This window comes from Streptomyces sp. CNX435, assembly GCF_059570575.1.
In genome coordinates this window covers 105,707-132,438 of the sequence record NZ_JCANTA010000009.1, presented here as the reverse complement: position 1 = coordinate 132,438, position 26,732 = coordinate 105,707, and the positions used below count along the sequence as shown (strand labels likewise).

Annotated in this window: 23 protein-coding genes, 2 tRNA genes and 1 pseudogene; 6 read left to right on the top strand and 20 right to left on the bottom strand. The window is 71.1% G+C overall.

Annotated features, from left to right (window positions below):
- Positions 1-34: 34 nt before the first annotated feature.
- The 8 genes from rodA to folC form a co-directional block, all read right to left on the bottom strand.
- A complete protein-coding gene (gene rodA, locus T328_RS17395; protein ID WP_496496976.1) occupies positions 35-1,234 on the bottom strand; it encodes a rod shape-determining protein RodA in 1,200 nt (399 codons plus the stop codon).
- Positions 1,231-3,318 carry a penicillin-binding protein 2 gene (mrdA, locus tag T328_RS17390; RefSeq protein ID WP_496496975.1) on the bottom strand — a complete coding sequence of 696 codons (2,088 nt, stop codon included), beginning with the start codon at positions 3,316-3,318 and terminating at the stop codon, positions 1,231-1,233. The genes rodA and mrdA overlap by 4 nt, the downstream gene beginning before the upstream one ends.
- Positions 3,315-4,040 carry a rod shape-determining protein MreD gene (mreD, locus tag T328_RS17385; protein WP_496496974.1) on the bottom strand — a complete coding sequence of 242 codons (726 nt, stop codon included), beginning with the start codon at positions 4,038-4,040 and terminating at the stop codon, positions 3,315-3,317. The genes mrdA and mreD overlap by 4 nt, the downstream gene beginning before the upstream one ends.
- 4 nt (positions 4,041-4,044) lie before the next feature.
- Positions 4,045-5,088, bottom strand: a complete 1,044-nt coding sequence (mreC, locus tag T328_RS17380) for a rod shape-determining protein MreC (protein ID WP_496496973.1) — start codon at positions 5,086-5,088, stop codon at positions 4,045-4,047.
- A 57-nt stretch (positions 5,089-5,145) separates the two neighbouring features.
- The gene (locus tag T328_RS17375) at positions 5,146-6,165 is read right to left on the bottom strand and encodes a rod shape-determining protein (protein WP_496497073.1); all 1,020 of its coding nucleotides are present in this window, start codon (positions 6,163-6,165) and stop codon (positions 5,146-5,148) included.
- Positions 6,166-6,415: 250 nt separating this feature from the next.
- On the bottom strand, positions 6,416-6,829 hold the full coding sequence (gene ndk, locus T328_RS17370) for a nucleoside-diphosphate kinase (protein WP_496496972.1): 414 nt from the start codon (positions 6,827-6,829) through the stop codon (positions 6,416-6,418).
- 93 nt (positions 6,830-6,922) lie between these two features.
- Positions 6,923-7,291: a DUF4233 domain-containing protein gene (locus T328_RS17365; protein WP_496496971.1), complete on the bottom strand. Its 369-nt coding sequence runs from the start codon at positions 7,289-7,291 to the stop codon at positions 6,923-6,925.
- Between the two features lie 13 nt (positions 7,292-7,304).
- Entirely contained in the window at positions 7,305-8,879 is a 1,575-nt protein-coding gene (gene folC / locus T328_RS17360; RefSeq protein WP_496496970.1) for a bifunctional tetrahydrofolate synthase/dihydrofolate synthase, read from the bottom strand.
- Positions 8,880-9,042: 163 nt separating this feature from the next.
- On the opposite strand from folC, the gene T328_RS17355 reads away from it, so the two are divergent.
- Positions 9,043-10,023 carry a hydroxyacid dehydrogenase gene (locus T328_RS17355; RefSeq protein WP_496497072.1) on the top strand — a complete coding sequence of 327 codons (981 nt, stop codon included), beginning with the start codon at positions 9,043-9,045 and terminating at the stop codon, positions 10,021-10,023.
- Positions 10,024-10,073: 50 nt separating this feature from the next.
- Here the strand turns inward: T328_RS17355 and T328_RS17350 are convergent, their stop codons facing one another.
- Positions 10,074-12,743 (bottom strand): valine--tRNA ligase, encoded by a 2,670-nt coding sequence (locus tag T328_RS17350; RefSeq protein WP_496496969.1) that lies wholly within the window; start codon positions 12,741-12,743, stop codon positions 10,074-10,076.
- Positions 12,744-12,919: 176 nt separating this feature from the next.
- On the opposite strand from T328_RS17350, the gene T328_RS17345 reads away from it, so the two are divergent.
- Positions 12,920-14,017: a hypothetical protein gene (locus T328_RS17345; RefSeq protein ID WP_496496968.1), complete on the top strand. Its 1,098-nt coding sequence runs from the start codon at positions 12,920-12,922 to the stop codon at positions 14,015-14,017.
- Positions 14,018-14,094: 77 nt separating this feature from the next.
- On the opposite strand, the gene clpX is transcribed toward T328_RS17345, so the two are convergent.
- The 5 genes from clpX to T328_RS17320 form a co-directional block, all read right to left on the bottom strand.
- Positions 14,095-15,387: an ATP-dependent Clp protease ATP-binding subunit ClpX gene (gene clpX / locus T328_RS17340; protein ID WP_027770124.1), complete on the bottom strand. Its 1,293-nt coding sequence runs from the start codon at positions 15,385-15,387 to the stop codon at positions 14,095-14,097.
- Positions 15,388-15,603: 216 nt separating this feature from the next.
- A complete protein-coding gene (locus tag T328_RS17335) occupies positions 15,604-16,296 on the bottom strand; it encodes an ATP-dependent Clp protease proteolytic subunit (protein ID WP_496496967.1) in 693 nt (230 codons plus the stop codon).
- Positions 16,297-16,393: 97 nt separating this feature from the next.
- Positions 16,394-16,996 (bottom strand): ATP-dependent Clp protease proteolytic subunit, encoded by a 603-nt coding sequence (locus tag T328_RS17330; RefSeq protein WP_420303208.1) that lies wholly within the window; start codon positions 16,994-16,996, stop codon positions 16,394-16,396.
- 636 nt (positions 16,997-17,632) lie between these two features.
- The gene (gene tig, locus T328_RS17325) at positions 17,633-19,048 is read right to left on the bottom strand and encodes a trigger factor (protein WP_496496966.1); all 1,416 of its coding nucleotides are present in this window, start codon (positions 19,046-19,048) and stop codon (positions 17,633-17,635) included.
- Positions 19,049-19,235: 187 nt separating this feature from the next.
- Positions 19,236-19,309 (bottom strand) — tRNA-Pro (locus tag T328_RS17320).
- 233 nt (positions 19,310-19,542) lie between these two features.
- On the opposite strand from T328_RS17320, the gene T328_RS17315 reads away from it, so the two are divergent.
- Positions 19,543-19,613: transfer RNA gene (locus T328_RS17315), tRNA-Gly, on the top strand.
- Positions 19,614-19,719: 106 nt separating this feature from the next.
- On the opposite strand, the gene T328_RS17310 is transcribed toward T328_RS17315, so the two are convergent.
- Positions 19,720-19,914, bottom strand: a complete 195-nt coding sequence (locus T328_RS17310) for a hypothetical protein (protein ID WP_496496965.1) — start codon at positions 19,912-19,914, stop codon at positions 19,720-19,722.
- A 606-nt stretch (positions 19,915-20,520) separates the two neighbouring features.
- On the opposite strand from T328_RS17310, the gene T328_RS17305 reads away from it, so the two are divergent.
- Positions 20,521-21,660, top strand: a complete 1,140-nt coding sequence (locus tag T328_RS17305) for an acyltransferase family protein (RefSeq protein WP_496496964.1) — start codon at positions 20,521-20,523, stop codon at positions 21,658-21,660.
- A 145-nt stretch (positions 21,661-21,805) separates the two neighbouring features.
- On the opposite strand, the gene T328_RS17300 is transcribed toward T328_RS17305, so the two are convergent.
- From T328_RS17300 to T328_RS17285, 4 genes are all read right to left on the bottom strand, one after another.
- Positions 21,806-22,948 carry a SpoIIE family protein phosphatase gene (locus tag T328_RS17300; protein WP_496496963.1) on the bottom strand — a complete coding sequence of 381 codons (1,143 nt, stop codon included), beginning with the start codon at positions 22,946-22,948 and terminating at the stop codon, positions 21,806-21,808.
- A 145-nt stretch (positions 22,949-23,093) separates the two neighbouring features.
- Complete coding sequence (locus T328_RS17295; protein WP_496496962.1) at positions 23,094-23,903, bottom strand: Fpg/Nei family DNA glycosylase; 810 nt, start codon at positions 23,901-23,903, stop codon at positions 23,094-23,096.
- A gap of 31 nt (positions 23,904-23,934) precedes the next feature.
- The gene (locus T328_RS17290; RefSeq protein ID WP_496496961.1) at positions 23,935-24,420 is read right to left on the bottom strand and encodes a ribose-5-phosphate isomerase; all 486 of its coding nucleotides are present in this window, start codon (positions 24,418-24,420) and stop codon (positions 23,935-23,937) included.
- Positions 24,421-24,481: 61 nt separating this feature from the next.
- Entirely contained in the window at positions 24,482-24,901 is a 420-nt protein-coding gene (locus tag T328_RS17285; protein ID WP_496496960.1) for a winged helix-turn-helix transcriptional regulator, read from the bottom strand.
- A gap of 106 nt (positions 24,902-25,007) precedes the next feature.
- Between T328_RS17285 and T328_RS17280 the strand changes: the two genes are divergently transcribed.
- Positions 25,008-25,727 (top strand): DsbA family oxidoreductase, encoded by a 720-nt coding sequence (locus tag T328_RS17280; RefSeq protein ID WP_496496959.1) that lies wholly within the window; start codon positions 25,008-25,010, stop codon positions 25,725-25,727.
- Between the two features lie 67 nt (positions 25,728-25,794).
- Complete coding sequence (locus tag T328_RS17275; protein ID WP_496496958.1) at positions 25,795-26,475, top strand: SDR family NAD(P)-dependent oxidoreductase; 681 nt, start codon at positions 25,795-25,797, stop codon at positions 26,473-26,475.
- 47 nt (positions 26,476-26,522) lie between these two features.
- Here T328_RS17275 and T328_RS17270 read toward each other — a convergent pair.
- Positions 26,523-26,708 (bottom strand): annotated as a pseudogene (locus T328_RS17270) (RpiB/LacA/LacB family sugar-phosphate isomerase); the annotation flags it as partial.
- Between the last annotated feature and the right edge of the window lie 24 nt (positions 26,709-26,732).

The window sequence follows — 26,732 nt, the reverse complement described above, 5'->3', positions numbered from 1 at the left end:
GTACCGTCCCGCACGGCGGTACGGTCCCGGGCGCTCAGGCCGACAGCGGCCGTTGCACCTTGATGGACTGCAGCAGGCCCACCGCGATCCACACCGCGAACATCGACGAGCCGCCGTAGCTGACGAACGGCAGCGGCAGCCCCGCCACCGGCATGATGCCGAGCGTCATCCCGATGTTCTCGAACGCCTGGAACGCGAACCACGCCACCACGCCCGCCGCGACGATCGTGCCGTACAGGTCGCTGGCGCCCCGCGCGATCCGGCACGCCCGCCACAGCAGCACGCCGATCAGCAGCAGGATGAGGCCTGCGCCGACGAAGCCCAGTTCCTCGCCGGCCACCGTGAAGATGAAGTCGGTCTGCTGCTCGGGCACGAACTGGCCCGTCGTCTGGCTGCCCTCGCCCAGCCCCTTGCCGGTCGCCCCGCCGGAGCCGATGGCGATCCGGGCCTGGTTGGTGTTGTAACCGACGCCCGCCGGGTCCAGCGCGGGATTGGCGAAGGCGGCGAAGCGGTTGACCTGGTACTCGTCGAGCATCCCGAGCGAGACGACCAGCGCCGCGCCGCCGACCCCGGCGAGCACCAGCCCCAGCACCCAACGGCCCGCCGCGCCGGAGGCCAGCAGCACGCCCAGCACGATCGTGGTCAGCACCATCGCGGAGCCGAGGTCCGGCATCAGCACGACGATCCCGATCGGCGCCGCGGCCATGCCGAGCGCCTGGACGACGGTGCGGTGGTCGGGGTACTCGCGGTCGCCCGCGTCGACCCGGGCGGCCAGGATCATCGCCATCCCCAGGATGATCGTGATCTTGGTGAACTCGGCCGGCTGGACGGTGAAGCCGCCGCCGAGGTCGAGCCAGGCGCGGGAGCCGTTGATGGTGGTGCCCAGCGGGCTGAGCACCGTGGCGACGAGCACCAGCGACAGGCCGTACAGCAGCGGCACCGCCCCGCGCAGCGTGCGGTGGCCCACCCAGATGGTGGCGGCCATCAGCGCGATGCCGACGGTGGTGAAGATCGCGTGCCGCATCACGAAGTAGTACGGGTCGCCGCCGGTGAGGTCGTCGCGGTTGCGGGTCGCGGACCAGACCAGCGCCGTGCCGACGGCGGACAGCGCGAGCCCGGAGACCATGAGCGTCCAGTCCATCCGGCGCACCAGCGAGTCGCGCGCGGTGAGCCTGCCCCACGTGCCCAGCTCGGGCGTGAAGCGCCGGACGGAGTACCCGTCGGTGGCCGTCACGGTGCCTCGATCCTGCCGTCCGGCGAGATCTTCGGCAGCTTCTTCTGCGGCTTGGGCAGGAGCGCCTTCTTCGGGTCGATGTCGCCGTCCTTGGAGACGCCGTACAGCGCGTCGTAGACCGCGCGGACCGCGGGCGCGGAGGCACCGGAGCCGGTGCCGCCCTGGGACATGGTCATGACGATCGTGTATTCCTCGGTGTACGTCGCGAACCACGACGTCGTCTGTTTGCCGTAGACCTCGGCGGTGCCGGTCTTGGCGTGCATGGGGATCTCGTCCTGCGGCCAGCCGGTGAAGCGCCAGGCGGCGGTGCCGCGGGTCGCGACGCCCGCGAGCGCCTCGTCTATGGCGGCGTGGGTGGCCTTGTCCATCGGCAGCTTGCCGTGCGACTTCGGCTCGATCGTGTCGACCTTCTTGCCGTCGGCGCTGATCACGGCCTTGCCGATGGTGGGGTCGTAGAGCGTGCCGCCGTTGGCGATGGCGCCGTAGACGGTGGCCATCTGGATCGGGGTGACGAGCGTGTCGCCCTGGCCGATGGAGTAGTTGACGGAGTCACCGGCGCGCATGCGCATGCCCTCCAGGCAGTTCTCGTACGCGATGCGCTCGGCGTAGTCGCCGTCCTGCTTCCCCTGCTTGCACCAGGCGTCCTTGTTGGCCCGCCAGTAGTCCTTCTTCCACTGCCGGTCGGGGACCCGGCCGGCGACCTCGTTCGGCAGGTCGACGCCGGTCTCCTCGCCGAGGCCGAACTGGTGGGCGGTCTTGTAGAACCAGTCGTCGGGTTTCTTCTTCGGCTTGTTGCCGCCGTCGTTCAGCCACTCCTGGTGCGCCAGCCGGTAGTAGACCGTGTCGCAGGAGACCTCCAGCGCCCGGCCGAGGTCGATGGCGCCGTAGCTCTGCGACTCGAAGTTCTTGAAGACCTGGCCGCCGATGCTGTAGTCGCTGCTGCACTCGTAGTTGCCGTCGAAGTCGTAGCCGGCGTTGACCGCGGCGGTCGTCGGGATCGGCTTGAAGATCGAGCCGGGGGCCGACTGGCCCTGGGTCGCCCGGTTCAGCAGCGGGTAGTTGGCCTTCTTGCCGGTCAGCTTCTTGTACGTGCCGGCGTCGATGCCGCCGACCCACTCGTTCGGGTCGTACGTCGGGTTGGACGCCATGGCGACGACGCGGCCGGTGTCGGCCTCCATCACCACCATCGCGCCGGAATCCGCCTTGTAGTTCGTGCCGGTGTTGTCGTCGAACTGGGTGCGGGCCACCTCCATCGCCTTGGCCAGCTCCTCCTCGGCCACCGCCTGCACCCGCGAGTCGATGCTCGTGACCAGGTTGGAGCCGGGCACGCCGGGCTGCTTGTCGGCCTCTCCTATCACCCGGCCGAGCTTGTCGACGCGGTAGCTCGTCACGCCGGCCTGGCCGCGCAGCTCGGGGTCGTAGGTGCGTTCGAGGCCGGCGCGGCCGATCTGGTCGGTGCGCAGCAGCGGGTTGTCGCTGCCCTCGGCCTGGGTGATCTCCTCGTCGGTGACCGGGGAGAGGTAGCCCAGGACCTGCGCGGTGTTGGCGTCGTTCGGCGAGCCGTAGCGGCGGACCCCGGTGGGCTCCGCGGTGATGCCGGGGAACTCCTCCTCCTGCTCACGGATCTGCAGCGCCTGGCGGGTCGTGGCCTCGTCGGTGATGGGGATGGGCTGGTACGGGGAGCCGTTCCAGCACGGCTTGGGGGTCTTGGCGTCGCAGAGCCGCACCCGCTCCATGACGGTCTTGGGCTTCATGCCCAGCACCCCGGCGAGCTTCGTGAGGACCGCTTCGCCGTCGTCGTCCATCTTCATCAGGTCGGTGCGGCTGGCGGAGACCACGAGGCGGGTCTCGTTGTCGGCGAGCGGCTCGCCGCGGGAGTCGAGGATGGAGCCGCGTACGGCGGGCTCGATGACCTGCTGGACGTGGTTGCCGGCGGCCTCCTCCTCGTACTGCTCGCCGTTGCGGATCTGCAGGTACCACAGCCGGCCGCCCAGGGTGAGCAGCAGGGAGAGTACGAGCACCTGGATGCCGACCAGCCGGACGGTGACCCTGGTCGACTTGCCGGTCTCCGGAATGTTGGTCACAGCCGCTTCACCCCTTTGATGCGGGTGGCCTTGGCACTCTTGGACTTGGGGCCGAACAGGTTGCCCCGCTGCCGGCCGATGCCGCCGCGTCCGCGGCCGTACGAGCGGGCCCGCTTGACGGCGGCGCGGCTGGCGGTGCCGCCGGCCAGCCAGCGGTACGCGGAGTCGCCCGCGGCCGAGCCGCCGGTGGCGGTCTCGGCGGCCTCGGCGGTGGTGTCGCGGTCGGCCTTACGGGCCAGCGCCATCACAAGCGGCACGGTGAACGGGGCGAGCAGCAGGTCGTAGATCGCGGCGGTGAAGACCAGGTTGCCCAGGCCGACGCCGCGCACCGAGCCCTCGCCGACGAGGGCGCCGACGCCCGCGTACAGCAGCGTGGAGCCGACGGCGGCGCAGCCGACGACCATCATCGGTCCCGCGGCGGTACGCACCTGGCCGGACTCGGGTTTGATGAGCCCGGCGAGATAGCCGATGACGGCGAGCACGAGGGCGTAGCGGCCCACGGCGTGGTCGGCGGGCGGCGCGATGTCGGCGAGCAGGCCGGCGCTGAAGCCGACGAGCGCGCCGCCCACGTGGCCGTAGACCATGGCGAGGGCGAGGACGACGAGCAGCGTCAGGTCGGGTACGGCGCCGGGCAGATGGAGCCGGGCGAGCACGGTGACCTGGAAGACGAGGGCGACCACCACCAGCAGGGCGGAGAGCAGGACGCGGTTCACGTGCCTCATACGGTCAGTTCCCGTCCTCTTCGGCTGCGGGGTCTCCTCCGGCGGGATCGGCGGCATCGGCGGCGGGGTCCTCCGCCGCCGGGTCCCCGGCTCCGGCCCCGGCGTCCGCCTCACCTTCCGCCTCGCCCGCCGCCTCGCCTTCCGCGCCGGGAGTGACCGTGACGGTGACGGTGGGCGTCGGCGTCGCCTTGGGCTCGGGCGGCAGCACCGTGTCGCGCGGGTCGTCGCGGGGCGGCTCGACGACGACGCCGACGATGTCGAGCCGGGTGAACGAGGCGTACGGCTCGACGTACACGGTGCGGGTGACGTCACCCACCGGCTCGACCGACGAGACGACCCCTATGGGCACGCCCGGCACGAACGGCCGCGAGCCGCTGGAGCCGAAGGTCACCAGCCGGTCGCCCTTCTCCACCTTCAGCTTGCCGTTGAGCAGCTCCACCTTCATGGGCCGGTCGCCCTGACCGGTGGCGAAGCCCAGCTCGCTGGTCTTCTCCAGCCGGGTGCCGACGGTGAACTCCGGGTCGTTGGCGAGCAGCACGGTGGCGGTGGACGGGCCGACGGTGGTGACGCGGCCGACGAGGCCGTCGCCGTTGAGTACGGTCATGTCCCGCTCCAGGCCGTCGCGGGAGCCGGCGTCGATGGTCACGGTCCAGGACAGGCCCTGCGCCGCTCCTATGGCGATGACCTGGGCTCCCTTGATGCCGTACCGGCCGGCGCCGGCGGTGTGGAGGATCTTGTCCAGCTCGGCGGCGCGGGCGCGGTTGCGGTCGTCGCTGCCCAGCCGCTGCTTCAGCTCGGCGTTCTGCCGCTCCAGTTCGGCGATGCGGTCGTGTCTGTCGCCCGACTCGCGGACCGCCTCGATCGCGTTGCCCACCGGGTCGACCACCGTCGCGACGCCGTCCTCGACGGGCCCCAGGGCCGTCGCGGCCCCCCGCTTCGTGGCGTCCAGGGGAGAGTCGTCCCCGCCCCGGATGTCGACCGTGATCAGCGCGAACGAGATGGTGATGAGCAGCAGGAGCAGGACCCGGCTCTCTCGTGTGTCCCTCACGTGCTTCCGAAGCGCCTTCCTGGGTGTCCCGGCTGTGGGGTACGGACTTGGGGGGAGCTAACGACGGGGCTGCGCGTCCAGCACCTGCTGCAGTGCCTCGAACTCCTCGACGCACTTGCCGGAGCCGAGCGCGACGGAGTCGAGCGGCTCCTCGGCGAGGTGGATCGGCATCCCCGTCTCGTGCCGCAGCCGCTCGTCGAGGCCGGACAGCAGTGCGCCGCCCCCGGTGAGCACGATGCCGCGGTCCATGATGTCGCCGGAGAGTTCCGGCGGGCACTTGTCGAGCGTCGTCTTGACCGCGTCGACGATCGCGTTGAGCGGCTCCTCCATGGCCTTGCGCACCTCGGCGGAGGAGATCACGACGGTCTTGGGCAACCCGCTGACCAGGTCACGGCCGCGGATCTCGGTGTGCTCGTCCCGGTCGGTGTCGTACGCCGAACCGATGGTGATCTTGATCATCTCGGCGGTGCGCTCACCGAGCAGGAGGCTGTACTCCTTCTTGATGTGCTGGATGATCGCGTTGTCCAGCTCGTCCCCGGCCACCCGGATGGACTGCGCCGTGACGATGCCGCCGAGGGAGATCACCGCGACCTCGGTGGTGCCGCCGCCGATGTCCACGACCATGTTCCCCGTCGCCTCGTGCACCGGGAGCCCGGAGCCGATGGCGGCGGCCATCGGCTCCTCGATGATGTGCACCTGGCGGGCGCCCGCCTGGGTCGAGGCTTCGATGACCGCGCGGCGCTCGACCCCGGTGATGCCCGACGGCACGCAGACCACGACGCGCGGACGGGCGAGGTAGCGGCGCTTGTGGATCTTCAGGATGAAGTAGCGCAGCATGCGCTCGGTGATCTCGAAGTCGGCGATGACGCCGTCCTTCAGCGGACGCACCGCGACGATGTTGCCCGGGGTGCGGCCGATCATCTTCTTCGCCTCGGCACCGACCGCGAGGATCCCGCCGGTGTTGGTGTTGATGGCCACGACCGACGGCTCGTTCAGGACGATGCCCCGGCCTCTGACGTACACCAGCGTGTTGGCGGTCCCAAGGTCGACGGCCATGTCACGGCCGATGAAGCTCATACTGTTCGCCATGGGATACGTCTGGCCTTCCAGGGTGATGGCGGACGGGGGTCGGCAGCAGGGCGGCGCGCGCTACGGCCCGTAGGGGACATCGTAGTCTCGGGAGGTCGTGGAGACAGCGAGGGTGTCGCAGTCAATACGACACCGTGTCGGTTGCACTTTCCCCGTTTTCGCTTGCACATGCCAAGAGGCGACCGAATGATCCGGCCGCCTCTACGGGGGGCGGGCCCGCTGCCGACCTGCGCGGACGTCAGGCGAGGTCGGGGAAGAACAGCTTCAGCTCGCGGGCGGCGGATTCCTCCGAGTCGGAGGCGTGCACGAGGTTCTCGCGGACGATGGTGCCGAAGTCGCCGCGGATGCTGCCGGGCGCGGCGGCGATCGGGTCGGTGGGCCCGGCCAGCGTACGGACTCCCTCGATGACCCGCTCGCCCTCGACGACGAGCGCGACCACGGGCCCGGAGGACATGAACTCCACCAGCGGCTCGTAGAACGGCCGGCCTACGTGCTCGGCGTAGTGCTGCTCCAGGACCGACCGGTCGAGGGTGCGCAGCTCGAGCGCGACGATCGACCAGTCCGCCTTCCGCTCGATCCGGCCGATGATCTCGCCGACCAGCCCGCGGCGTACCGCGTCGGGCTTGAGGAGGACGAGCGTGCGCTGGCTCATGTACGGCTCCTGCGGTGCGTTGCTGGACTCGGGGGAACCTGACCTTACCCGGCCCCCGGCGGACGCTCGCACGCGTCCCGCCCTCCGCCGCCGCTACGCCGGGGCGCCGCCGGTCTCGGCGGTCTCCCCGGCCTCGGCGGCGGCCCGCGCGGCCTTGGCCGCGTCGACGATCCGCCCGTAGTGCACCGACGCCCACCACAGGCCGGCGAAGACCGCGCCCAGGAAGAACATCGACGGCACCACGAACCCGGACGCGATCAGCGCGATCTGCAGCCCCCAGCCGACGTGCACGGCGCCGGGGCGGCCGAGCATGCCGCAGAGCAGCACGCACAGCACCATGGCGGCGCCGCTGACCCCCCAGATCGTGCCGTCGGACAGGTCGGACTGCCGCATCGCGACGAGCCCCGTCAGGCCGATGACGATGATCTCGCCGACCAACGTGCTCGCACAGAGCGTGCGCATTCTGCTCGCCCCTCTACTCCGCGCCCAGCAGCAGCCGGGCCTCTCCGGCGGTGATGACGGATCCGGTGACCAGCACGCCCGCACCGGCGTACTCGTCCTCCTCCTCCGCCAGGGTAATGGCCGCCTCCAGGGCGTCGTCGAGGCGTGGCTCGACCTGCACCCGTTCGCTGCCGAAGACCTCGACGGCGATGGCCGCCAGCTCGTCCGGGTCCATGGCGCGGCTCGTGGAGTTCCGGGTGACGACGACCTCGGCGAAGATCGGCTCGAACGCCTCCAACACGCCGCGTACGTCCTTCTCCCTGCTCGTACCGACGACGCCGATGAGTCGGCTGAAACCGAACGCCTCCTGCACGCCCGCCGCCGTCGCCAGCGCGCCGGCCGGATTGTGCGCGGCGTCGAGGATCACCGGGGGCGAGGTCCGTACGACCTCCAGGCGGCCCGGCGAGGTGACGGTGGCGAACGCGCGCCGGACGGTGTCGGCGTCGAGGCTGCGGGCGTGGGCGGAGCCGACGCCGAAGAACGCCTCGACGGCGGCCAGGGCGACCGCGGCGTTGTGCGCCATGTGCTCGCCGTGCAGCGGCAGGAAGACGTCCGGGTACTCGCCGCCGAGGCCGCGCAGCGTCAGCAACTGCCCGCCGACCGCGACCTCCCGGCTCAGCACGCCGAACTCCATGCCCTCGCGGGCCACCGTCGCGTCCACCTCCACGGCCCGCTTCAGGAGCACCTGCGCGGCGTCGACGGGCTGCTGAGCCATGATCACGACGGTGCCCGGGCCGCCGCCCGCGGACGTCGCGGTCTTCTTCACGATCCCCGCCTTGTCGGCGGCGATTGCCCCGGGGGTGTCCCCGAGCAGCCGGCTGTGGTCGACGGCGATGGGGGTGACGACGGCCACGGCGGCGTCGATGACGTTCGTGCTGTCCCACGTGCCGCCGAGGCCGACCTCGACGACCGCCACGTCCACCGGGGCCTCGGCGAACGCGGCGAAGGCCATCGCGGTCAGCATCTCGAAGAACGACAGCGGATGCTCCTGCCGGGCGTCGACCATCTCCGCGTACGGCTTCAGCTCGCGGTACGTCTCGACGAACCGCTCGGCGTCGATCGGCGCCCCGTCCAGGCCGATCCGCTCCGTGATCGACTGCAGGTGCGGGCTGGTGAAGCGGCCCGTGCGCAGGTCGAACGCCACCAGCAGCGCCTCGATCATGCGGGCCGTGGAGGACTTGCCGTTCGTGCCGGTCAGATGAATCGACGGGTACGCGCGCTGCGGCTCGCCGAGGACGTCGAGCAGCGCCCGGATGCGCTCCAGCGACGGGTCGATCCGCGTCTCCGGCCAGCGCGCCAGCAGCTCCGCCTCGGCCTCGCGCAGCGCGCGGGCCACCTCGGGGTCCGCCGGGCGCGCGGGCACGCCGTCCCCGGCGGGCGGGCCGCCCTGGGTGCGCAGCGTGCGGCTGCCGGCCTCGATGACGGCCAGGTCGGGGTCGCGGTCGGTCTCGGTGCCGACGATCTCGTCGAAGGGGTCGTCTTCCGGGGTGTCCGGGCTGTGGGGGGTCTCGTCCGGGTCGGGACCTGCGGGTTCTTCGCGGGCGCTCACAATGCCAGTCTAGGGTCCGGCTACGACGGATCCCCGCCCGCGGGGGACGCCCGGCAGCTGCCCGGCGGCAGCTCCCGATCGCAGGCCCGACACAGGAGGCGACCGCGTGTCCCAGAACGACCCCCTCGGCGGCGCGGGGCGCCGCCCGCGCGCCCTGTTCGCGATGAGCCCCGACGCCCTCCCGCCGCTGTTCGACGCCGCGACCCGGGAGCGGCTCGCGGCGGTCGCGGACCTCGAACCCGGGCCGGCCGTCGCGGACTTCACCGAGCCGCGGGCCGCCGCCGCGCTGGCCGGTGCCGAGGTGCTCGTCACCTGCTGGGGCTGCCCGCCGCTGGACGAGGCGGTGCTCGCCGCGGCGCCGCGGCTGCGGGCCGTCGTGCACGCCGCGGGGTCCGTCAGGCACCACGTCACGGAGGCGGTGTGGCGGCGCGGGATCGCGGTCTCCTCGGCGGCGTGGGCGAACGCGCTGCCGGTGGCGGAGTACACCGTCGCGGCGGTGCTGTTCGCGGGCAAGCGGGTGCTTCAGGTGCGCGAGGAGTACCGGCGGCGGCGCGGTCCGTACGACTGGTACGCGGACCACCCCGGCGCCGGCAACTACCGGCGCACCGTCGGCGTCGTCGGCGCCTCCCACATCGGCCGGCGGGTGCTGGAGCTGCTGCGCCCGTACGACCTGACGACGCTGGTGTACGACCCGTACGCGGACGAGGGCGAGCTGCGCGCCCTCGGCGCCACGCCCGCCGGTCTGGACGACCTGTGCGCCGTCGCCGACGTCGTCACGGTGCACGCCCCGGAGCTGCCGAGCACCCGGCACCTGATCAGCCGGGACCGGCTCGCGTCGATGCGGGACGGGGCGACGCTCGTCAACACCGCGCGCGGCTCGCTGGTGGATCAGGAGGCGCTGACGGAGGAGCTGGTCGCGGGCCGGCTGTACGCCGTCGTGGACGTGACCGAGCCGGAGTTCCTGCCGGCCGGCTCGCCGCTGTACGAGCTGCCCAACGTGCTGCTGACGCCGCATATCGCGGGGTCGCTGGCGGGCGAGCTGCCGCGGCTGGGCCGGGCCGCGGCGGACGAACTGGCCCGCTACGCCGCGGGGTTGCCCTTCGCGCACCCGGTGCGGCCGGAGACCCTGGGCCACAGCGCGTAGCCGGGGTTACGGGCCCGGGGGCGCCCCCGGGCCCGTAACCCTCGTACGCACTACGCCTGCGGCAGGCGCTCCAGCTGCGCGCCGATGCGGACGATGTCCTCCTCGGCCTTCGCCAGCCGGGTGCGGATCTTCGCCACGACCGGCTCCGGCGCCTTGGCGAGAAAGCCCTCGTTGCCGAGCTTGGCCTCCGCCTGCGTCTTCTCCTTCTCGGCCGCGGCCAGGTCCTTCGCCAGCCGCTTGCGCTCCGCCGCCACATCGATCGTCCCGGACAGGTCCAGCGCGACGGTCGCCCCGGCCACCGGCAGCGACGCGGTGGCGGCGAACGAGTCACCCTCGGGCTGCAGCCGCAGCAGCTGCCGCATGGCGGCCTCGTGTGCCGCCAGGCCGACGCCGGCCAGCTCCACCCGGGCAGGCACGCGCTGGCCCGGCTGCAGGCCCTGGTCGGCGCGGAAGCGGCGGACCTCGGTGACGACCTCCTGGAGCTTCACGATCTCCGCCTCGGCCGCCGCGTCCCGGAAGCCGGAGTCGGCGGGCCAGTCGGCGATCACGAGGGACTCGCGGCCCGTCAGCGTCGTCCACAGCGCCTCGGTGACGAACGGGACCACCGGGTGCAGCAGCCGCAGCGTGACGTCCAGGACCTCGCCGAGGACGCGGCGCGAGGCGTCGGCCGCGGGGCCGCCGGCCGCGAACGTCGTCTTGGACAGCTCCACGTACCAGTCGAAGACCTCGTCCCAGGCGAAGTGGAACAGCACGTCGGAGAGCTTCGCGAACTGGAAGTCGTCGTAGAGCGCGTCGACCTCGGCGACGACCGTGTTCAGCCGGGAGAGGATCCAGCGGTCCGTCGTGGACAGCTCCGCTCCGGCGGGCAGCGGGCCCTCGACCGTGGCGCCGTTCATCAGCGCGAAGCGGGTGGCGTTCCACACCTTGTTCGCGAAGTTGCGCGAGCCCTGGACCCAGTCCTCGCCGATCGGCACGTCGGTGCCGGGGTTGGCGCCGCGGGCGAGGGTGAAGCGGACGGCGTCGGAGCCGTACTTGTCCATCCACTCCAGCGGATCCACCGCGTTTCCGAATGACTTCGACATCTTCTTGCCGAACTGGTCGCGGACCATGCCGTGCAGCGCGATCGTACGGAACGGGATCTCGCCGTCCATCGCGTACAGCCCGAACATCATCATCCGGGCGACCCAGAAGAAGAGGATGTCGTAGCCGGTGACCATGACCGAGTTCGGATAGAACTTCGCCAGGCTCTCGGTCTCCTCCGGCCAGCCGAGCGTGGAGAAGGGCCACAGGCCGGACGAGAACCACGTGTCCAGCACGTCGGGATCCTGGGTCCAGCCCTCACCGCCCGGCGGCTTCTCGTCGGGCCCGACGCACACCGACTCCCCGTTCGGGCCGTGCCAGACCGGGATGCGGTGGCCCCACCAGAGCTGGCGGGAGATGCACCAGTCGTTGAGGTTGTCCACCCAGCCGAAGTAGCGGGACTCCATCTCCTTGGGGTGGATGTCGACCCGGCCGTCGCGCACCGCGTCGCCCGCGGCCTTCGCCAGCGGGCCGACCTTGACCCACCACTGCAGGGACAGCCGCGGCTCGATCGTGGTCTTGCAGCGCGAGCAGTGGCCCACCGAGTGCACGTACGGCCGCTTCTCGGCCACGATCCGGCCCTCGGCGCGCAGCGCGGCGACGATCGCCGAGCGGGCCTCCAGCCGGTCCAGGCCCTGGAAGGGGCCGTGGGCGGTGATGACGGCGTGCTCGTCCATGACGGTGAGCATCGGCAGGCCGTGCCGGCGGCCGATCTCGAAGTCGTTGGGGTCGTGCGCCGGAGTCACCTTCACGGCGCCGGAGCCGAACTCCGGGTCCACGTGCTCGTCGGCGACGACGGGGATGCGGCGGCCGGTGAGCGGCAGCAGGATCTCCGTGCCGACGAGGTGGCGGTAGCGCTCGTCGTCCGGGTGGACCGCGACGGCGGTGTCGCCGAGCATCGTCTCGGCGCGCGTGGTCGCCACGACGAGGGACTGGCCCGCCCGTCGCCCGCCGCCGCCCTCAACGGAGTCGCTGCGCTCCGCCCCCTCGATTTCGCCGTAGCGGATGGAGACCAGTTCGCCGTCGTCCTCCTGGTACTCCACCTCGATGTCGGAGATGGCGGTGAGGCAGCGGGGGCACCAGTTGATGATGCGCTCGGCGCGGTAGATCAACTCGTCGTCGTAGAGCCGCTTGAAGATGGTCTGGACGGCGCGGGACAGGCCCTCGTCCATGGTGAAGCGGTCGCGGCTCCAGTCCACGCCGTCGCCGAGGCGGCGCATCTGGCCGGCGATCTGCCCGCCGGACTCCGCCTTCCATCGCCACACCCGCTCGACGAACGCCTCGCGGCCCAGATCGTGCCGCGAGAGGCCCTCCTTGGCCAGCTCGCGCTCCACGACGTTCTGCGTGGCGATGCCGGCGTGGTCCATGCCGGGCTGCCACAGCGTCTCGTACCCCTGCATGCGCTTGCGGCGGGTGAGGGCGTCGATCAGCGTGTGCTCGAAGGCGTGGCCGAGGTGGAGGCTGCCGGTGACGTTCGGCGGGGGGATGACGATCGTGTACGGCGGCTTGTCGCTCTTGGCGTCCGCCGCGAAGTAACCGCGCTCTACCCAGCCCTCGTACAGCGAGGTCTCGACCTCGCCGGGCGTGTACTGCGTGGGAAGTTCTGCTGCGCTGCGCTGCGGGTTCTCTGCGTCGGTCACGACGGTCAGTCTAGAGCCGCGTCACACCCCGCTGCGAACCACTTGTGGACGGCGTGCGTCCTTGTGGACAACCGCATGGACAACCGCACAGCGGGCCGATCGAGACCCGAGGCAGCGCAACGCGGCGCGATCCGACAGTATGGGCGGAGCAGTCTTAACTCACGGAGGGGACCGTAATGAGTCACAACCAGCCGCCGCCACCCGGACCGTACGGGGGTGGAGGGCAGCAGCCAGGCCCGTACGGGCAGCCCGGTCCCTACGGCCAGCCGCAGCAGCCCCCACAGCAACCGGCGCAGTCGCCCTACTCCCAGCCCGCCCAGCCTGGTCAGCCCGGCCAGCCCGGTCAGCCCGGCTACGGCTACCCGCAGCAGGGCGGCGACCAGGGCTACGGTCAGCAGCAGCAACAGGCCGGCCCGTACGGGCAGCAGCCGGGGGGCTACGGCCAGCAGCAGGCGGGGCCGTACGGGCAGCAGCCCGGGTACAACCAGGCACCGCCTCCGCAGCCGGGCGGCAACAACAACAAGACGCTGTTCATCGTCCTGGCCGCCGTGGTGGCGGTCGCCCTGATCGCCGTCGCCGGGTTCTTCCTGATAGGTGGGGACGACGAGGATGACGGCAAGAAGGACGAGTCGAAGAAGTCGCAGACCGACGGCGGCAGCGGGGGCGACGACGGCGACAGCGGCGAAGACCCGCCGGTCGACAGCGGCGAGAAGTACAAGCTGACGACCCCCGAGACGGTCGCCACCGAATACCAGAAAGACGCGGCGTCCGGCAGCGGCAGCGGACTGTCGTCGAGCGACATGTCCGAGTTGGAGTCGTTCGGCATCTCCGACGCCGAGGACGTGGGCGCCGGCTACAAGGCGGGCGAGAGCCAAACGGCCAAGATGCTGCAGTTCCAGGGCGTCTACGGCACCGTCGATGATCCCGAGTCGGCCCTGGACGCGTTCTTCACGTATCTGGCCGAGGAGGCCGCGGCCGACCCGACCACCGGCGGTGGCGAAAGCGCGAAGCTGGTCGGCAGCCCGGAAGACGTCCAGCCGGAGGGGCTGGAGGAGGGCGCTTCGATGAAGTGCCAGTACGTGGAGTTCGAAACCGGCGACGAGACGGTCGGCGCCTTCAAGTTCCCGACCTGCGCCTGGGCCGACAGCAGCACCGTCGGCTACGTCGCGCTGACGGACCCGGCGCAGATCCTCGTGGGCGGCGAGATGAGCATCGATGACGCCGCGACCACCACCGCGGACGTCCGCAACGACGTCCGGGTGCCGATCGGCTGAGCCGTACCGCACCACACGAAAAGGGGCCGCCCGGCGGGCGGCCCCTTTTCGTGTGGTGCGCAGGGTGCGCCGCGGGCTCAGGCGCTCTCCTGGTGCCGCTGCTCCGGCTCGGCGGCGCGGGAGCGGGGCACCAGCGTCGGGTTGACGTTGGAGTGCACCGCCTCCTCCGTGATGACCACGCGGGCGACGTCCTTGCGGGACGGCACCTCGTACATCACCGACTGCAGCACCTCCTCCATGATGGCGCGCAGCCCGCGGGCGCCGGTGCCGCGGAGGATGGCCTGGTCGGCGATGGCCTCCAGCGCCGGGCGGTCGAAGTCCAGCTCGACGCCGTCGAGTTCGAAGAGGCGCTGGTACTGCTTGACGAGCGCGTTCCGCGGCTCGACGAGGATCTTCAGCAGGGCGGCCCGGTCCAGGTTGTGCACGCTGGTGATGACCGGCAGCCGCCCGATGAACTCGGGGATCATGCCGTACTTCACCAGGTCCTCGGGCATGACCTCCTGGAACGGGTCCTCGTTCTCCAACTCGCGCTTGGAGCGGATGGTGGCGCCGAAGCCGATGCCCTTGGCACCCGCCCGGGACTCGATGAGCTTCTCCAGGCCGGCGAAGGCGCCGCCGACGATGAACAGCACGTTCGTGGTGTCGATCTGGATGAACTCCTGGTGCGGGTGCTTCCGGCCGCCCTGCGGCGGCACGGAGGCCGTGGTGCCCTCCAGGATCTTCAGCAGCGCCTGCTGCACGCCTTCGCCGGAGACGTCACGGGTGATCGACGGGTTCTCACTCTTCCGTGCGACCTTGTCGATCTCGTCGATGTAGATGATGCCGGTCTCGGCCTTCTTGACGTCGTAGTCGGCGGCCTGGATCAGCTTCAGCAGGATGTTCTCGACGTCCTCGCCCACGTACCCCGCCTCGGTGAGGGCGGTGGCGTCGGCGATGGCGAAGGGGACGTTGAGCATCCGGGCCAGGGTCTGCGCCAGCAGCGTCTTGCCGGAACCGGTGGGGCCGAGCAGCAGGATGTTGGACTTCGACAGCTCGATGCCGTCCTCGCGGTTCTGCGCCGCGGCGCCGTTCTCGCCGGCCTGCACCCGCTTGTAGTGGTTGTAGACCGCGACGGAGAGCGCCTTCTTTGCGGCCTCCTGGCCGACGACGTAGCCCTCGAGGAACTCGTAGATCTCGCGGGGCTTGGGCAGTTCCTCCCAGCGCACCTCGGAGCTCTCGGCCAGCTCCTCTTCGATGATCTCGTTACAGAGGTCGATGCACTCGTCGCAGATGTAGACACCGGGTCCTGCGATGAGCTTCTTGACCTGCTTCTGGCTCTTGCCGCAGAACGAGCATTTCAGCAGATCGCCGCCGTCACCGATGCGTGCCACGAGGTGCTTCCCCTTCGCCTGGGATCCGCTCTTGGGGGGCGGAACCTGGTTGCGTATCGACGGTACCTTGCCCGGAGCCCCGAGCGGTCCCCTTGAGCCCAACTCACTGGTTCGCTTCCCAGGGGACCGCTCCACGGGTGGCCCTGTCCAGAGGACATGGGCCCGGACGGAAGGTCCGGCGCCGCGGACACCGAGCCGGGAGCCCGCCGCGGGCCGTCAGCCGCCGATGCCGGCGGACAGCTTGCGGGTGGAGACGATCTGGTCGATCAGCCCGTACTCCAGGGACTCCTCGGCGGTGAGGATCTTGTCCCGCTCGATGTCGTCCTTGATCTTCTCGATCGGCGTCGTCGAGTGCTTGGCCAGCATCTCCTCCAGCTGGTTACGCATCCGGAAGATCTCCCTCGCGGCGATCTCCAGGTCGGAGACCTGGCCGCGGCCGGTCTCGGTGTACGGCTGGTGGATCAGGATGCGGGCGTTCGGCAGAGCCATGCGCTTGCCCTCGGTGCCGGCGGCCAGCAGCACGGCGGCGGCCGAGGCGGCCTGGCCCATGCAGACGGTCTGGATGTCCGGCTTGACGAACTGCATCGTGTCGTAGATGGCGGTGAGTGCCGTGAAGGAGCCGCCGGGGCTGTTGATGTAGACCGAGATGTCCCGGTCGGGGTCCATCGACTCCAGGCACAGGAGTTGGGCCATCACGTCGTTCGCCGAGGCGTCGTCGATCTGCACGCCGAGGAAGATGACCCGCTCCTCGAAGAGCTTCGCGTACGGGTCGTACTCGCGGATGCCCTGCGAGGTGCGCTCGACGAAGCGCGGGATGACATAGCGGGACTCGGCGCCCAGCGAACGACGGGCGTCGGCGGCCTCGTCGGCCGAGCGGTCGTAGAGGCCGCGTCCGGGGAAGTTCTGCATCGTGGTGTTCCGTCCTGGTGGCAGTGCGGCTGTGAAGGGCTGCGCGGGGCTGCGGGGCTGCTTGCGGGTCGGGGCCGGGGCGCCGTGGGCCGGGCCCTCAGGCGCCGGTGCCACCGCCGCCGGGGATCCCCGTGGCCGACGGCATGACCTCGTCGATCAGGCCGTACTCCTTGGCCTCCTCGGCGGAGAACCAGCGGTCGCGGTCGGAGTCGTGGGTGACCTGCTCGACGCTCTGGCCGGTGTGCAGCGCGGTCAGCTCCGCCATCTTCTTCTTCGTACGGATCAGCTGCTCGGCGTGGATCTTGATGTCCGTCGCCGAGCCGGCGAGGCCGGCGGACGGCTGGTGGATCAGGATCTCGGCGTTCGGCAGCGCGAAGCGCTTGCCGGGGGTGCCGGCGCTGAGCAGGAACTGGCCCATGGAGGCCGCGAGGCCCAGAGCGATGGTGACGATGTCGTTCTTGATGAACTGCATCGTGTCGTAGATCGCCATGCCGGCGGTCACGGAGCCGCCCGGGCTGTTGACGTAGAGGTTGATGTCCTTGTCCGGGTCCGCGGCGAGGAGGAGCAGCTGCGCCGTGATCTTGTTGGCGATGTCGTCGTCGACCGGCTGGCCCAGGAAGATGATGCGCTCGTTGAGCAGCCGGTTGTAGACCTGGTCGCCAAGGCCGCCGAAGGACGGCTCGCCCGGGCCGGAAAGCATCGGGTTCGTCACGTGTCCACCTGCTCACTCTGCGACGGCCGACAGAGGCCGTCTGACTGTACGTTCCTGACTTGCCTGACTTGCTTATGGACCCTAACGCGCAGGTAGGCGGGCGCCATCCCGGTTCTGGAACTGTTCGCTGTGAGCGCAGGCCCTCCGGGCGGGGCCGGGGACCCTGCGGTGATGGGCCCCCCGGGTCCGCCGGGCACCCGTCGGCGGGGCTTCGGTCGGGACGGTGCGGCCCGCCGCGGCACGCGGAGCGGGTGCCCTGCGGGGGGCCTGCGGCCGGCACCGCGGGGTGCGCCGGACCGGGGCGGGACGACTCCGCGGCCCGCCCGCACGCGCCCGCAGCGCACGGGGCCCTCCGGGGGCGGTGGGTACCAGGCTCCGCCGCTCCGCCGACCGGTGCGCGACGGGGTACGAACCAGGGCCACGCGGCCACCATGGCGCGCAAGGCGCGCGTGACGAGCCCGGAGTCGCCGCATCCGCGCCGAAGGCCGTGAACGGGGCCGCCCACCGGGCCGAGTACGCCTCCGGCTGCTCGGCCGACGGCCGCCCGCCCGTCGCAGCGCCCGGCGTGCCGCGGGCCCCGCCGCATGTGCGGCAGGGCCCGCCGTGACGCTCGTACACCTCGCCTCAGGCGTCCGCCTTCTCGGCCGGCTCCGCCTCGGCCTCCGGCGCCTTCTCGCCGGCCTCCGCCGTCTCCTCAGCGGAAGGCGTCACCGTTTCACCGGTCTCGTCCTCGTCCGACAGGTCCACGGCCTCGCCGTTCGTGTCGGTGATCGTCGCGGCCTCGACCACGACCGCCAGCGCCTTGCCGCGGGCGACCTCGCCGACCAGCACCGGCACCTGGCCGCCCTCGACGACGGCCTGCGCGAACTGGTCCGGGCTCATGCCGGAGGACTGCGCCCGGCGCATCAGGTGCTCGGTCAGCTCCTCCTGCCCGACGTTCACCTGCTCCTTGCCCACCAGCTCGTCGAGGACGAACTGCGTGCGGATGCCGCGTTCCGCCTGCTCCTTCAGCTCCGCCTCGTGCTCCTCGGCGGTCTTCTCCTGCAGCTTCAGGTAGCCCTCAAGGTTCATCCCCATCTGGGCCAGCTGGTGGTTCTCCAGGTTGTGCTTGCGCGTGGAGATCTCCTCCTCCAGCAGCTTCTCCGGCACCGGGATCTCCACCAGGCCCAGCAGCTCGTCCAGCACCTTCTCCTGGGCCTGCTGCGCCTGGTCGTACCGCTTCATCTGCTCCAGCCGCTGCCGGCTGTCCGCCCGCATCTCCTCAAGCGTGTCGAACTCGCTGGCCATCTGGGCGAACTCGTCGTCCAGCTCGGGCAGCTCGCGCTCGGCGACCTGAGTGACCTCGACCTTGACCTCCGCCGCCTGGCCGGCCGCGGAGCCGCCCTTCAGCTCGGAGGCGAACGTCGCGGAGCCGCCGGCCTCCAGGCCGGTCACGGCCTCGTCGATGCCGTCCAGCAGCTCGCCGGAGCCGATGGTGTACGACACGCCGCTGGCGACGCCGTCCTCCAGCACCTCGCCGTCGACGCTCGCCTCCAGGTCGATGGTGACGACGTCGCCCTCCGCCGCGGCCCGCTCCACCGGCGTGGTGGAGGCGAAGCGCTCGCGCAGCTGCTCGACCGACTTGTCGACGTCCTCGTCCGGCACCTCGATGGCGTCGACCTCGACGCTGATGCCGGAGTAGTCCGGGATCTCGAACTCGGGACGGATGTCGACCTCGGCGGTGAAGGTCAGCGTCTCGTTGTCCTTCAGCTCGGTGATGTCGACCTCGGGCCGACCCAGCGGCTTGAGCTCGCTCTCGTTGACGGCGTCGTCGTAGAGCTTCGGCAGCGCGTCGTTGACGGCCTCCTCCAGGACGGCGCCGCGACCGAACCGCTGGTCGATGATGCGGGCCGGGATCTTGCCCTTACGGAAGCCCGGCACCGTGACCTGCTGGTTGATCTTCTTGTACGCCGCGTCGAGGCTGGGCTTGAGCTCCTCGAAGGGCACCTCGACAGTGAGCCGAACCCGGGTCGGGTTCAGGGTCTCCACGGCGCTCTTCACGGTCGGTCTCCTTGGGATGGCGTCTGGGAAGTGCTGTACTTCTTCTGGACTTCTTGTGGCTGCGTCCGGGCTTCGGCTGAAGCCGGGGAGCGGCCCGGTCCAGGCACGCAGGAACGCAGCTTGCATAGTACCGGTGCCGGGTCCACTCCCCATAAAGGGACCTTCGCGCCGAAGGTCCCCGCCGCGGTCGGGGTGGCCGGATTCGAACCGACGACCTTCCGCTCCCAAAGCGGACGCGCTACCAAGCTGCGCCACACCCCGCTGGTGCGAGCAGTAGGGTACATGCCGCACAGCCGCGCCGCCGCCGATTACGCCCCTGGTGACGCCGTACGCGCCCGGGGCCCGGCCCGTACCGGAGCCGCCTTCGTCCCCGTACCGGACGCGTGGAGGTACGCGCGCGTGTACGCGCCGGTCGGCGCCTCGGGGAAGCGGCGTGCGGGACCGGGGGCGCAGCGGCTACGATGCAGGCGTGCCGCCCGCGCCGGGTGGCGCTTGCGGGTGTAGCTCAATGGTAGAGCTCCAGCCTTCCAAGCTGGCTACGCGGGTTCGATTCCCGTCACCCGCTCGGTGAGCAGACGGCCGGGATCATGGCCGCGCCACGTCGGTCACGACGGGCGCAGGCCGGTGTCCCGGCCGTTGCCGTGTGCACGTCGGCCTGACCCCCGCGGGGGTCAGGTGCCGATGTCGCTGATGCTCTGGGTTATCTCGTCGAGTGCCTCGTTGATGTCCGGAGCGGCGCTGCTGGACGCCAGGAAGAAGCCGAACAGCACGGCCACGATCGCCGGACCTATCTTGACCGAGCCGCCACGGATCAGCACGACCAGGATGATCCCCATCAGCAGCACCATGGACAGTGAGATAGCCACGCCCTGATCACCCCATAGGTTCTCGTTCACCCACCCAGGGCACCCGCCGCCCGCACACCCCGGTGGATCCATCGTGCCACCAAGAGGCGCACGACGGTGCGCGGGATGCCCAACTGGCTGACATCTCGCGCCCCTTACACCGATGTGCGCCTTCGGTGCACGCGGACGCCGTACGGCCTCCGCGCCGGTGGCGCGCCCATGCGGTCCATCCCCGGCGGCGGGCCGCGGGAAACCGCCGGCGAATCCGAATTTCGCGATCCGGCGGCAGGCATATACGCAATGAGCGGTGCGGGGACGGGTGTTGCGGCCGTCACAATTCCCCATTCACGCCGCGCGTGAACGAATCGGAACTGGCCAAAAGAAGACCGCGAGACACGCGGATGGTTCATGCCTCTATGTCCGGTTCATTCAGGACAAAACTGGCATACGGTGATGCCAACTGACCACGCCGACCGTCCCGATGACAATGAAATTCCCGACGCTGACTTCGAATTTACGGGCCAGACACTCGGACGCTATGGTGCCGACGATGTTTCGATCCCCCCTCGACCCCAACCCGCCGGTGCGGTTCCGGGTTCCGCCGCCGGACTCGTACCAGGAGGCTTCGTGACCCACCCGCCGCAGACCGCGGCTCGTCCGGCCGGCGACTCCGGCAAGCCGAAATCCCGCGACCCCTTCTTCGACAACGCAAAGTACCTGGCCATCGTGCTGGTCGCGCTCGGCCACGCCTGGGAGCCGCTGCGCGACGACAGCCGTGCCGCGTCCGCGCTCTACATGCTCGTCTACTCCTTCCACATGCCGGCGTTCATCCTCATCTCCGGCTATATGTCACGCTCGTTCGACCTCGGCCGCCCCGGCCGCGTGCAGCGGCTCGTCACCGGCGTGCTCGTGCCGTACGTGATCTTCGAGACGGCGTACACGTTCTTCAACCGCTGGGCGGGCGAGGTCCCCGACTACCGCATCAGCATCCTCGACCCGTGGTATCTGACGTGGTTCCTCATCGCGCTGTTCGTCTGGCGGATGACGGCACCGCTGTGGAAGGCGGTGCGCTGGCCCGTCCCGCTGGCGCTGCTCATCGCCACCGCCGCGTCCATGAGCGACACCGTCGGCAACGACCTCGACCTGCAGCGGGTGCTGCAGTTCATGCCCTTCTTCGTGCTGGGCCTGATGCTCAAGCCCGAGCACTTCCAGTTGGTGCGGCGGCGCGAGGTGCGGCTGCTGTCCCTGCCGGTGGGCCTGGTGGCCGCGGTGGTCGCGTACTGGGCCGTGCCGCGGATGAACGCCGGCTGGTTCTACCACCGCGACTCCGCACAGGAGTTGGGCGCGCCCATCTGGGCCGGGCCTGCGATGACGTTCGCGATGTTCGGCTGCGCGCTGGTGCTCACGGTGTGCTTCCTGGCCTGGGTGCCGCGGCGCACGATGTGGTTCACCGTGCTGGGCGCCGGCACCCTGTACGGGTACCTGCTGCACGGGTTCCTCGCCAAGGGCTCGCGCTTCTGGGACTGGTACGACCACGACTTCGTGCACACGCCGCTCGGCGCCGTCGTCGTGACGGCCATCGCGGTCGTGATCATCACGGTGCTGTGCACCCCGCCGGTGCGGCAGATGTTCCGGTGGTCCATGGAGCCGAAGATGAACTGGCTGTTCAAGTCGGAATCCGAGGGCGACCGCGGCGGCTCGCCGCGGTCGCGGCCGGTGGCGGAGGAGTACGCCCCGGAACGGGAGCGGGCGACCGCCGACCGCTGAGTCCGGCCCGGAGCACGGCCCGGGCCGCCCCGACGGCGGCAGCCGCCAACTGACCCGGGGGGCCGGGGCGTACGCGCACCACCGCGATGCGCGTACCCCCCGGCCCCGTACCCCCCCGGCCCCGTACGTCCCGGCTCCGCGCGCCCTACTCCCGGCAGATCAGCAGCAGCGCCCGGTCGTCCTTGACGTCCTTCGCCACCTTCTCGATCAGATGCCACGCCGCGCCCCGGAACGTGCTCGACGCGTAGTGGTCGGCCTCGCCTATCAGCCGGTCCATGCCCTCGGTCAGGTCCCGGTCCGGCGCCTCGACCAGGCCGTCCGAGAACAGCATCAGCACGTCCCCGCGGCGCAGCGTCCCCTTCAGCGGGTCGAACTGCGCGCCCTCCACGACGCCGAGCAGCGGCCCCTCCGCGCCCTTCTCCTCCCAGCGGCCCGTGCCGGCGCTGAGCTGCACGCCCGGCACATGGCCCGCCGAGAACAGCTCGTAGTCCCCGGACTCCAGGTCCAGCACTAGGTGCACGGAGGTGGCGAAGCCCTCCTCCCACTCCTGGCGCAGCAGATAGCCGTTGGCGGCCGGCAGGAAGTCGTGCGGCGGCAGCGAGCCGAGCAGCCCGCCGAAGGCGCCGGACAGCAGCAGCGCCCGCGACCCGGCCGACATGCCCTTGCCGGAGACGTCGGTGAGCACGGCCTCCAGGATGTGGCCGCCGTGGGTGCGGGCGGCGACGACGAAGTCGCCGGAGAAGGACTGGCCGCCGGCCGGGCGCAGCGACATCTCGGCGTGCCAGCCGCGCGGCAGCCGCGGCAGCTTGCTCTGCACCCGGATCCGCTCGCGCAGGTCGAAGAGCATCGTGCCGCCGCGCCGCCACGGCACGCCCACGCGGCTGCGGAACTGCGCGACGGTCAGCCCCGTCAGACCCACCGAGGCGATCACGAGCACGGTGCCCGGCGTCACCCGGGCCGGGCCGTCGGCGTACGGGCCGAGGATCATCGCCTCGACGATGAGCGCGGTGGCGGCCACGGCGTACAGCGCAAGGAGGCTGGCCGGCCGCAGCACCAGGCCGCCGACGAAGATCGGCAGCGCCAGCGCGGCCGGTGAGATCCAGGCGGGCGAGTAGACCGTGCCGGCGGCGAGCGCCGGGATGGTCAGCAGCAGGACCGCCAGGGCCAGCCAGTCGGAGCCCTCACCGCGGAAGTAGTCGACACCGGCCCTGCGCACGCCGATCCGGGCCCGGTGCAGCGCCTTGTGCCACCGGGCCGCTTGCGAGGCGGAACCCGCACCTCCGGCCATGCCCCGGGACCCTATCCACCCGCCGCGCCGGGCGTCGATTCACGGCGTGCCGACCGCACCCTTCGGGCGGCACTGCCGGAATCGTATGCGAATTCCCGGAGTTTGGAACGAAGGTGGGCCTGCGCAGACGCAGTTGGGACAAGCGTCACGTGGGCTGGCACGTGGGGCACCAGAAGAGGTTGCGGGCGGCGAGGGTGGCGGCGCGCACGTCGGTGCCGCAGAGGTGGCAGAGCTGCCCGGCGCGGCGGTAGACGTAGACCTCGCTGCCGTGCCTGTCGACGCGCGGCGGGCGGCCCATCGCCTCGGGGAGGTGCTCGGGCCGTACGGTGTCGATGCGCCCGGTGCGTACGCCCTCGCGCATCAGCACCGCGAGGTCCGCCCAGACGGCCTCCCAGGCCGGCCGGCCGAGGTCGCGGCCCGCGCGGTACGGGTCGATGCCGTGCCGGAAGAGGACCTCGGTGCGGTAGATGTTGCCGACGCCGGAGATCACCCGCTGGTCCATGAGCAGCGTGGCGACGGGCGCGCGGCTGCGCGAGATCCGCGCCCAGGACCCTTCGCCGTCGTCGCCGGCGCGCAGCGGGTCGTCGCCGAGCCGGGCGTGGACGGCGTCCTTCTCCTCCTCGGTGACCAGCTCGCACGCCGACGGGCCGCGCAGGTCGGCGTAGCCGGCGCCGGTGGCGAGCCGCAGCCGGACGGCGCCGACGGGTGCGGGGGCGGGGCCGTCGCCGAAGCCGACCTTGCCGTAGATCCCGAGGTGGACGTGGAGGTGGCCGACGGGGCCGAAGCCGAGGAACAGGTGCTTGCCGTGGGCGTCGGTGCCGGTGAGCCGGCAGCCGTCGATGAGCGCGGCGCCGTCCGCGAACTTGCCCTGCGGGCTGGCCGCCCGCACCACCCGGCCGCCGAAGCGGACCCCGTACTCGACGGACAGGCGGTGGATGGTGTGGCCCTCAGGCATACGTCCGGTCCTCTACCGCTGGTCGTGGCCGCTACGGCTGCGGGTGGTGCGCCGGCACGTCGGGGAGCTCGCCGCTCTGCTCGTACCGGCTCAGCATGTCGATCCGCCGCCGGTGGCGCTCCTCCCCGGCGTACGGGGTGGCGAGGAACACCTCGACGAAGCTGGTGGCCTCGTCGCGCGTGTGCATCCGCGCGCCGACACCGAGGACGTTGGCGTCGTTGTGCTCACGCGCCAGCCGGGCCGTCTCCTCGCTCCACGCCAGCGCCGCCCGCACGCCCGCCACCTTGTTGGCGGCGATCTGCTCGCCGTTGCCGGAGCCGCCGATGACGACACCGAGGCTGCCGGGGTCGGCGACCGTGCGCTCGGCGGCGCGCAGGCAGAACGGCGGGTAGTCGTCGGCGGCGTCGTAGATCAACGGGCCGCAGTCGACGGGCTCGTGCCCATGCTCCCGAAGCCAGCCGAGCAGGTGGGTCTTGAGTTCGTATCCGGCATGGTCGCTGCCGAGGTACACGCGCATGGCCCGGAGTCTACGGGCCCCGCCGGGCGCCGGGGCGCCGCGAGTGCGAAGCGTGGCGCCTTCAGGGCCGGGGCGCGGAGGGGCCGTTGGTGCCGGCACGGGAGCGGTTGGCGCGGATCTCGTCGTGGTGGTCGGCCGCCCAGCCGATCAGCTGCTTGACGATCTCGTTCAGGCCGCCGCCGAGCGGGGCGAGCGCGTACTCGACGCGCGGGGGCACCTCCGCGTAGGCGGTACGGCTGATCAACCCGTCCTCGGTGAGTTGGCGAAGGGTGTGGGTCAGCATGCGCTGGGAGATGCCCGGGATCCGGCGCTGCAAGTCGGTGTAGCGCGTCGGGCCGCCCTCCAGGACGGCGATGATCAACATGCTCCACTTGTCGCCCACCCGGTCGAGCACCTGGCGGATGAAGTCCATGTGATCGGCGGGGATGCTCGCGCACGGCCCGACCGAAGCCGCCATCCCTATACCCGCACTGTCCTGCATGGCGCCCGTTCCTCTCCGTCGCGCACACCGATGTGCCTTTTGTATCGCCTTCCATACTGGCTCATCATGGCGTTACGAACAAACAGTAGGAATTGGAGGACAGGCCATGAAGGTAGAGATCTGGTCCGAGATCACCTGCCCCTGGTGCGGTCTGGGCAGCCATCGGTGGGACCGGGCCGTGGAGCGATTCGAGCACGGCGACCACGTAGAGGTGGTCCACCGCTCGTTCCCTCTGGGCAGCGGCCTCCCCGAGGACCGCACGCTCAGCGTCCGCGAATTCGTGCTGGCCAAGTACGGCGCACTCCCCGGGCAGGCCGGCGTACCGGACCTCGAAGGCATGGCCGCCGCCGAGGGCCTGGCCCCCTACCGGGTCCTGGACAACCGGGTCGGAAACACCGACCTGGCCCACGAACTGCTGGCCCACGCCTCCGCCGAAGGCAAGAACGGCGAAGCCTGGAACATGCTCTTCCGCGCCTACTTCGGCAAAGCCGAGTCGCTCTTCACGCTCGACGACCTGCTCGGGTACTCCGACAGGCTCGGCCTGGACCGCGAACAGACCCGCCAGGTGCTCACCGACCGGCGTTACCGCCGTCAGGTACAGGAAGACGCACACCAGGCGCAGCGGCTCGGGGCAACCGGTGCTCCCTTCACCGTCATCGACGGCCGGTACGCCGTTGCGGGAGCGCAGGACACCGAAACCCTGCTCGACATCCTGCGCCAGGTCTGGGCCGAGACCCACCCGACCGTTCTCGGTGCCGGCAACGACGCGGCGATCTGCGGCCCGGACGGCTGCGCGGTTCCCGCCGACCACGCCGCCCACGCCTGATCCACACGCCGGCCGGGCATCCGGTCTCCGCATGTCCCGGCGGTCACCACACGGAGGAGATCTCACTGTGCCCACTCTCGCCATCGTCGGCGCCGGCTCCGGCATGGGCCTGGCCATCGCCCGCACCTTCGGCAGCCGCGGCTTCGACGTCGCCCTGATCGCCCGTACCAAGGAGAAGCTGGAAACGCTGGTCACCCAGCTCGGCCGGGAAGGCATCACGGCCGCCGCGTTCCCCGCCGACGTCCTCGACCGCGCCTCGCTGACCGATGCCCTGGACACGGCCGGGGCCCGCTTCGGCGGCATCGACGTACTGGAGTACTCGCCTGCCCCGCACTCCCCGGTGCCCGGCCTCACCCTGGCCGTTCCCTCGGAGGTCACGGTGGACAATCTGCAGCCGATGATCGAGTACGCCTGCTACGGCGCCATCGCGGCGGCCCGGACGGTACTGCCCGCGATGCGCGAGGCGGGCGCCGGGACTCTGCTGTTCACCACCGGCGGCGGTTCCGTGGACCCTGTGCCGATGTTCGGCAACGTCAACGCGGCCCAGGCGGCTCTGCGCAACTGGGTGATCAACCTGAACAAGGAACTGGCGGGCAGCGGCGTGCACGCCGCCCACGTGGCGATCAACGTCTGGATCGGCGGAGGCGGCCCGGAAGGCAGCCCGACGGCCACGCCCGAGCAGATCGCCCCCCTGTACTGGGACCTGCACGAAAACCGCGACCGCGCCGAGGCCGTCTTCAACGCCTGACGATCTATAGGGGCTTCCGGCCGCCCACCCCGTACTTGTGCTCCAGCGCCGAGGCTGCCGGGGTCGGCAACGGTGCGCTCGGCGGCGCGCAGGCAGAACGGCGGGTAGTCGTCGTCGGCGTCGTAGATCAACGGGCCGCAGTCGACGGGTTCGTGCCCATGCTCCCGGAGCCAGGCGAGGAGATGGTTCTTGAGTTCGTAGCCGGCATGGTCGCTGCCGAGGTACACGCGCATGGCCCGGAGGCTACGGGCCCCGCG

Bases quoted from the DNA above. Each gene is read 5' to 3' on its own strand.
- mreD (WP_496496974.1), bottom strand. From the start codon at position 4,040: ATGAGGCACGTGAACCGCGTCCTGCTCTCCGCCCTGCTGGTGGTGGTC.
- T328_RS17280 (WP_496496959.1), top strand. From the start codon at position 25,008: ATGAAGGTAGAGATCTGGTCCGAGATCACCTGCCCCTGGTGCGGTCTG.
- T328_RS17335 (WP_496496967.1), bottom strand. From the start codon at position 16,296: ATGCAGAACTTCCCCGGACGCGGCCTCTACGACCGCTCGGCCGACGAG.
- T328_RS17295 (WP_496496962.1), bottom strand. From the start codon at position 23,903: ATGCCTGAGGGCCACACCATCCACCGCCTGTCCGTCGAGTACGGGGTC.
- T328_RS17330 (WP_420303208.1), bottom strand. From the start codon at position 16,996: ATGCTTTCCGGCCCGGGCGAGCCGTCCTTCGGCGGCCTTGGCGACCAG.
- ndk (WP_496496972.1), bottom strand. From the start codon at position 6,829: ATGAGCCAGCGCACGCTCGTCCTCCTCAAGCCCGACGCGGTACGCCGC.
- T328_RS17290 (WP_496496961.1), bottom strand. From the start codon at position 24,420: ATGCGCGTGTACCTCGGCAGCGACCATGCCGGATACGAACTCAAGACC.
- T328_RS17365 (WP_496496971.1), bottom strand. From the start codon at position 7,291: ATGCGCACGCTCTGTGCGAGCACGTTGGTCGGCGAGATCATCGTCATC.
- T328_RS17375 (WP_496497073.1), bottom strand. From the start codon at position 6,165: ATGAGCTTCATCGGCCGTGACATGGCCGTCGACCTTGGGACCGCCAAC.
- T328_RS17300 (WP_496496963.1), bottom strand. From the start codon at position 22,948: ATGGCCGGAGGTGCGGGTTCCGCCTCGCAAGCGGCCCGGTGGCACAAG.
- T328_RS17355 (WP_496497072.1), top strand. From the start codon at position 9,043: ATGAGCCCCGACGCCCTCCCGCCGCTGTTCGACGCCGCGACCCGGGAG.
- T328_RS17285 (WP_496496960.1), bottom strand. From the start codon at position 24,901: ATGCAGGACAGTGCGGGTATAGGGATGGCGGCTTCGGTCGGGCCGTGC.
- T328_RS17345 (WP_496496968.1), top strand. From the start codon at position 12,920: ATGAGTCACAACCAGCCGCCGCCACCCGGACCGTACGGGGGTGGAGGG.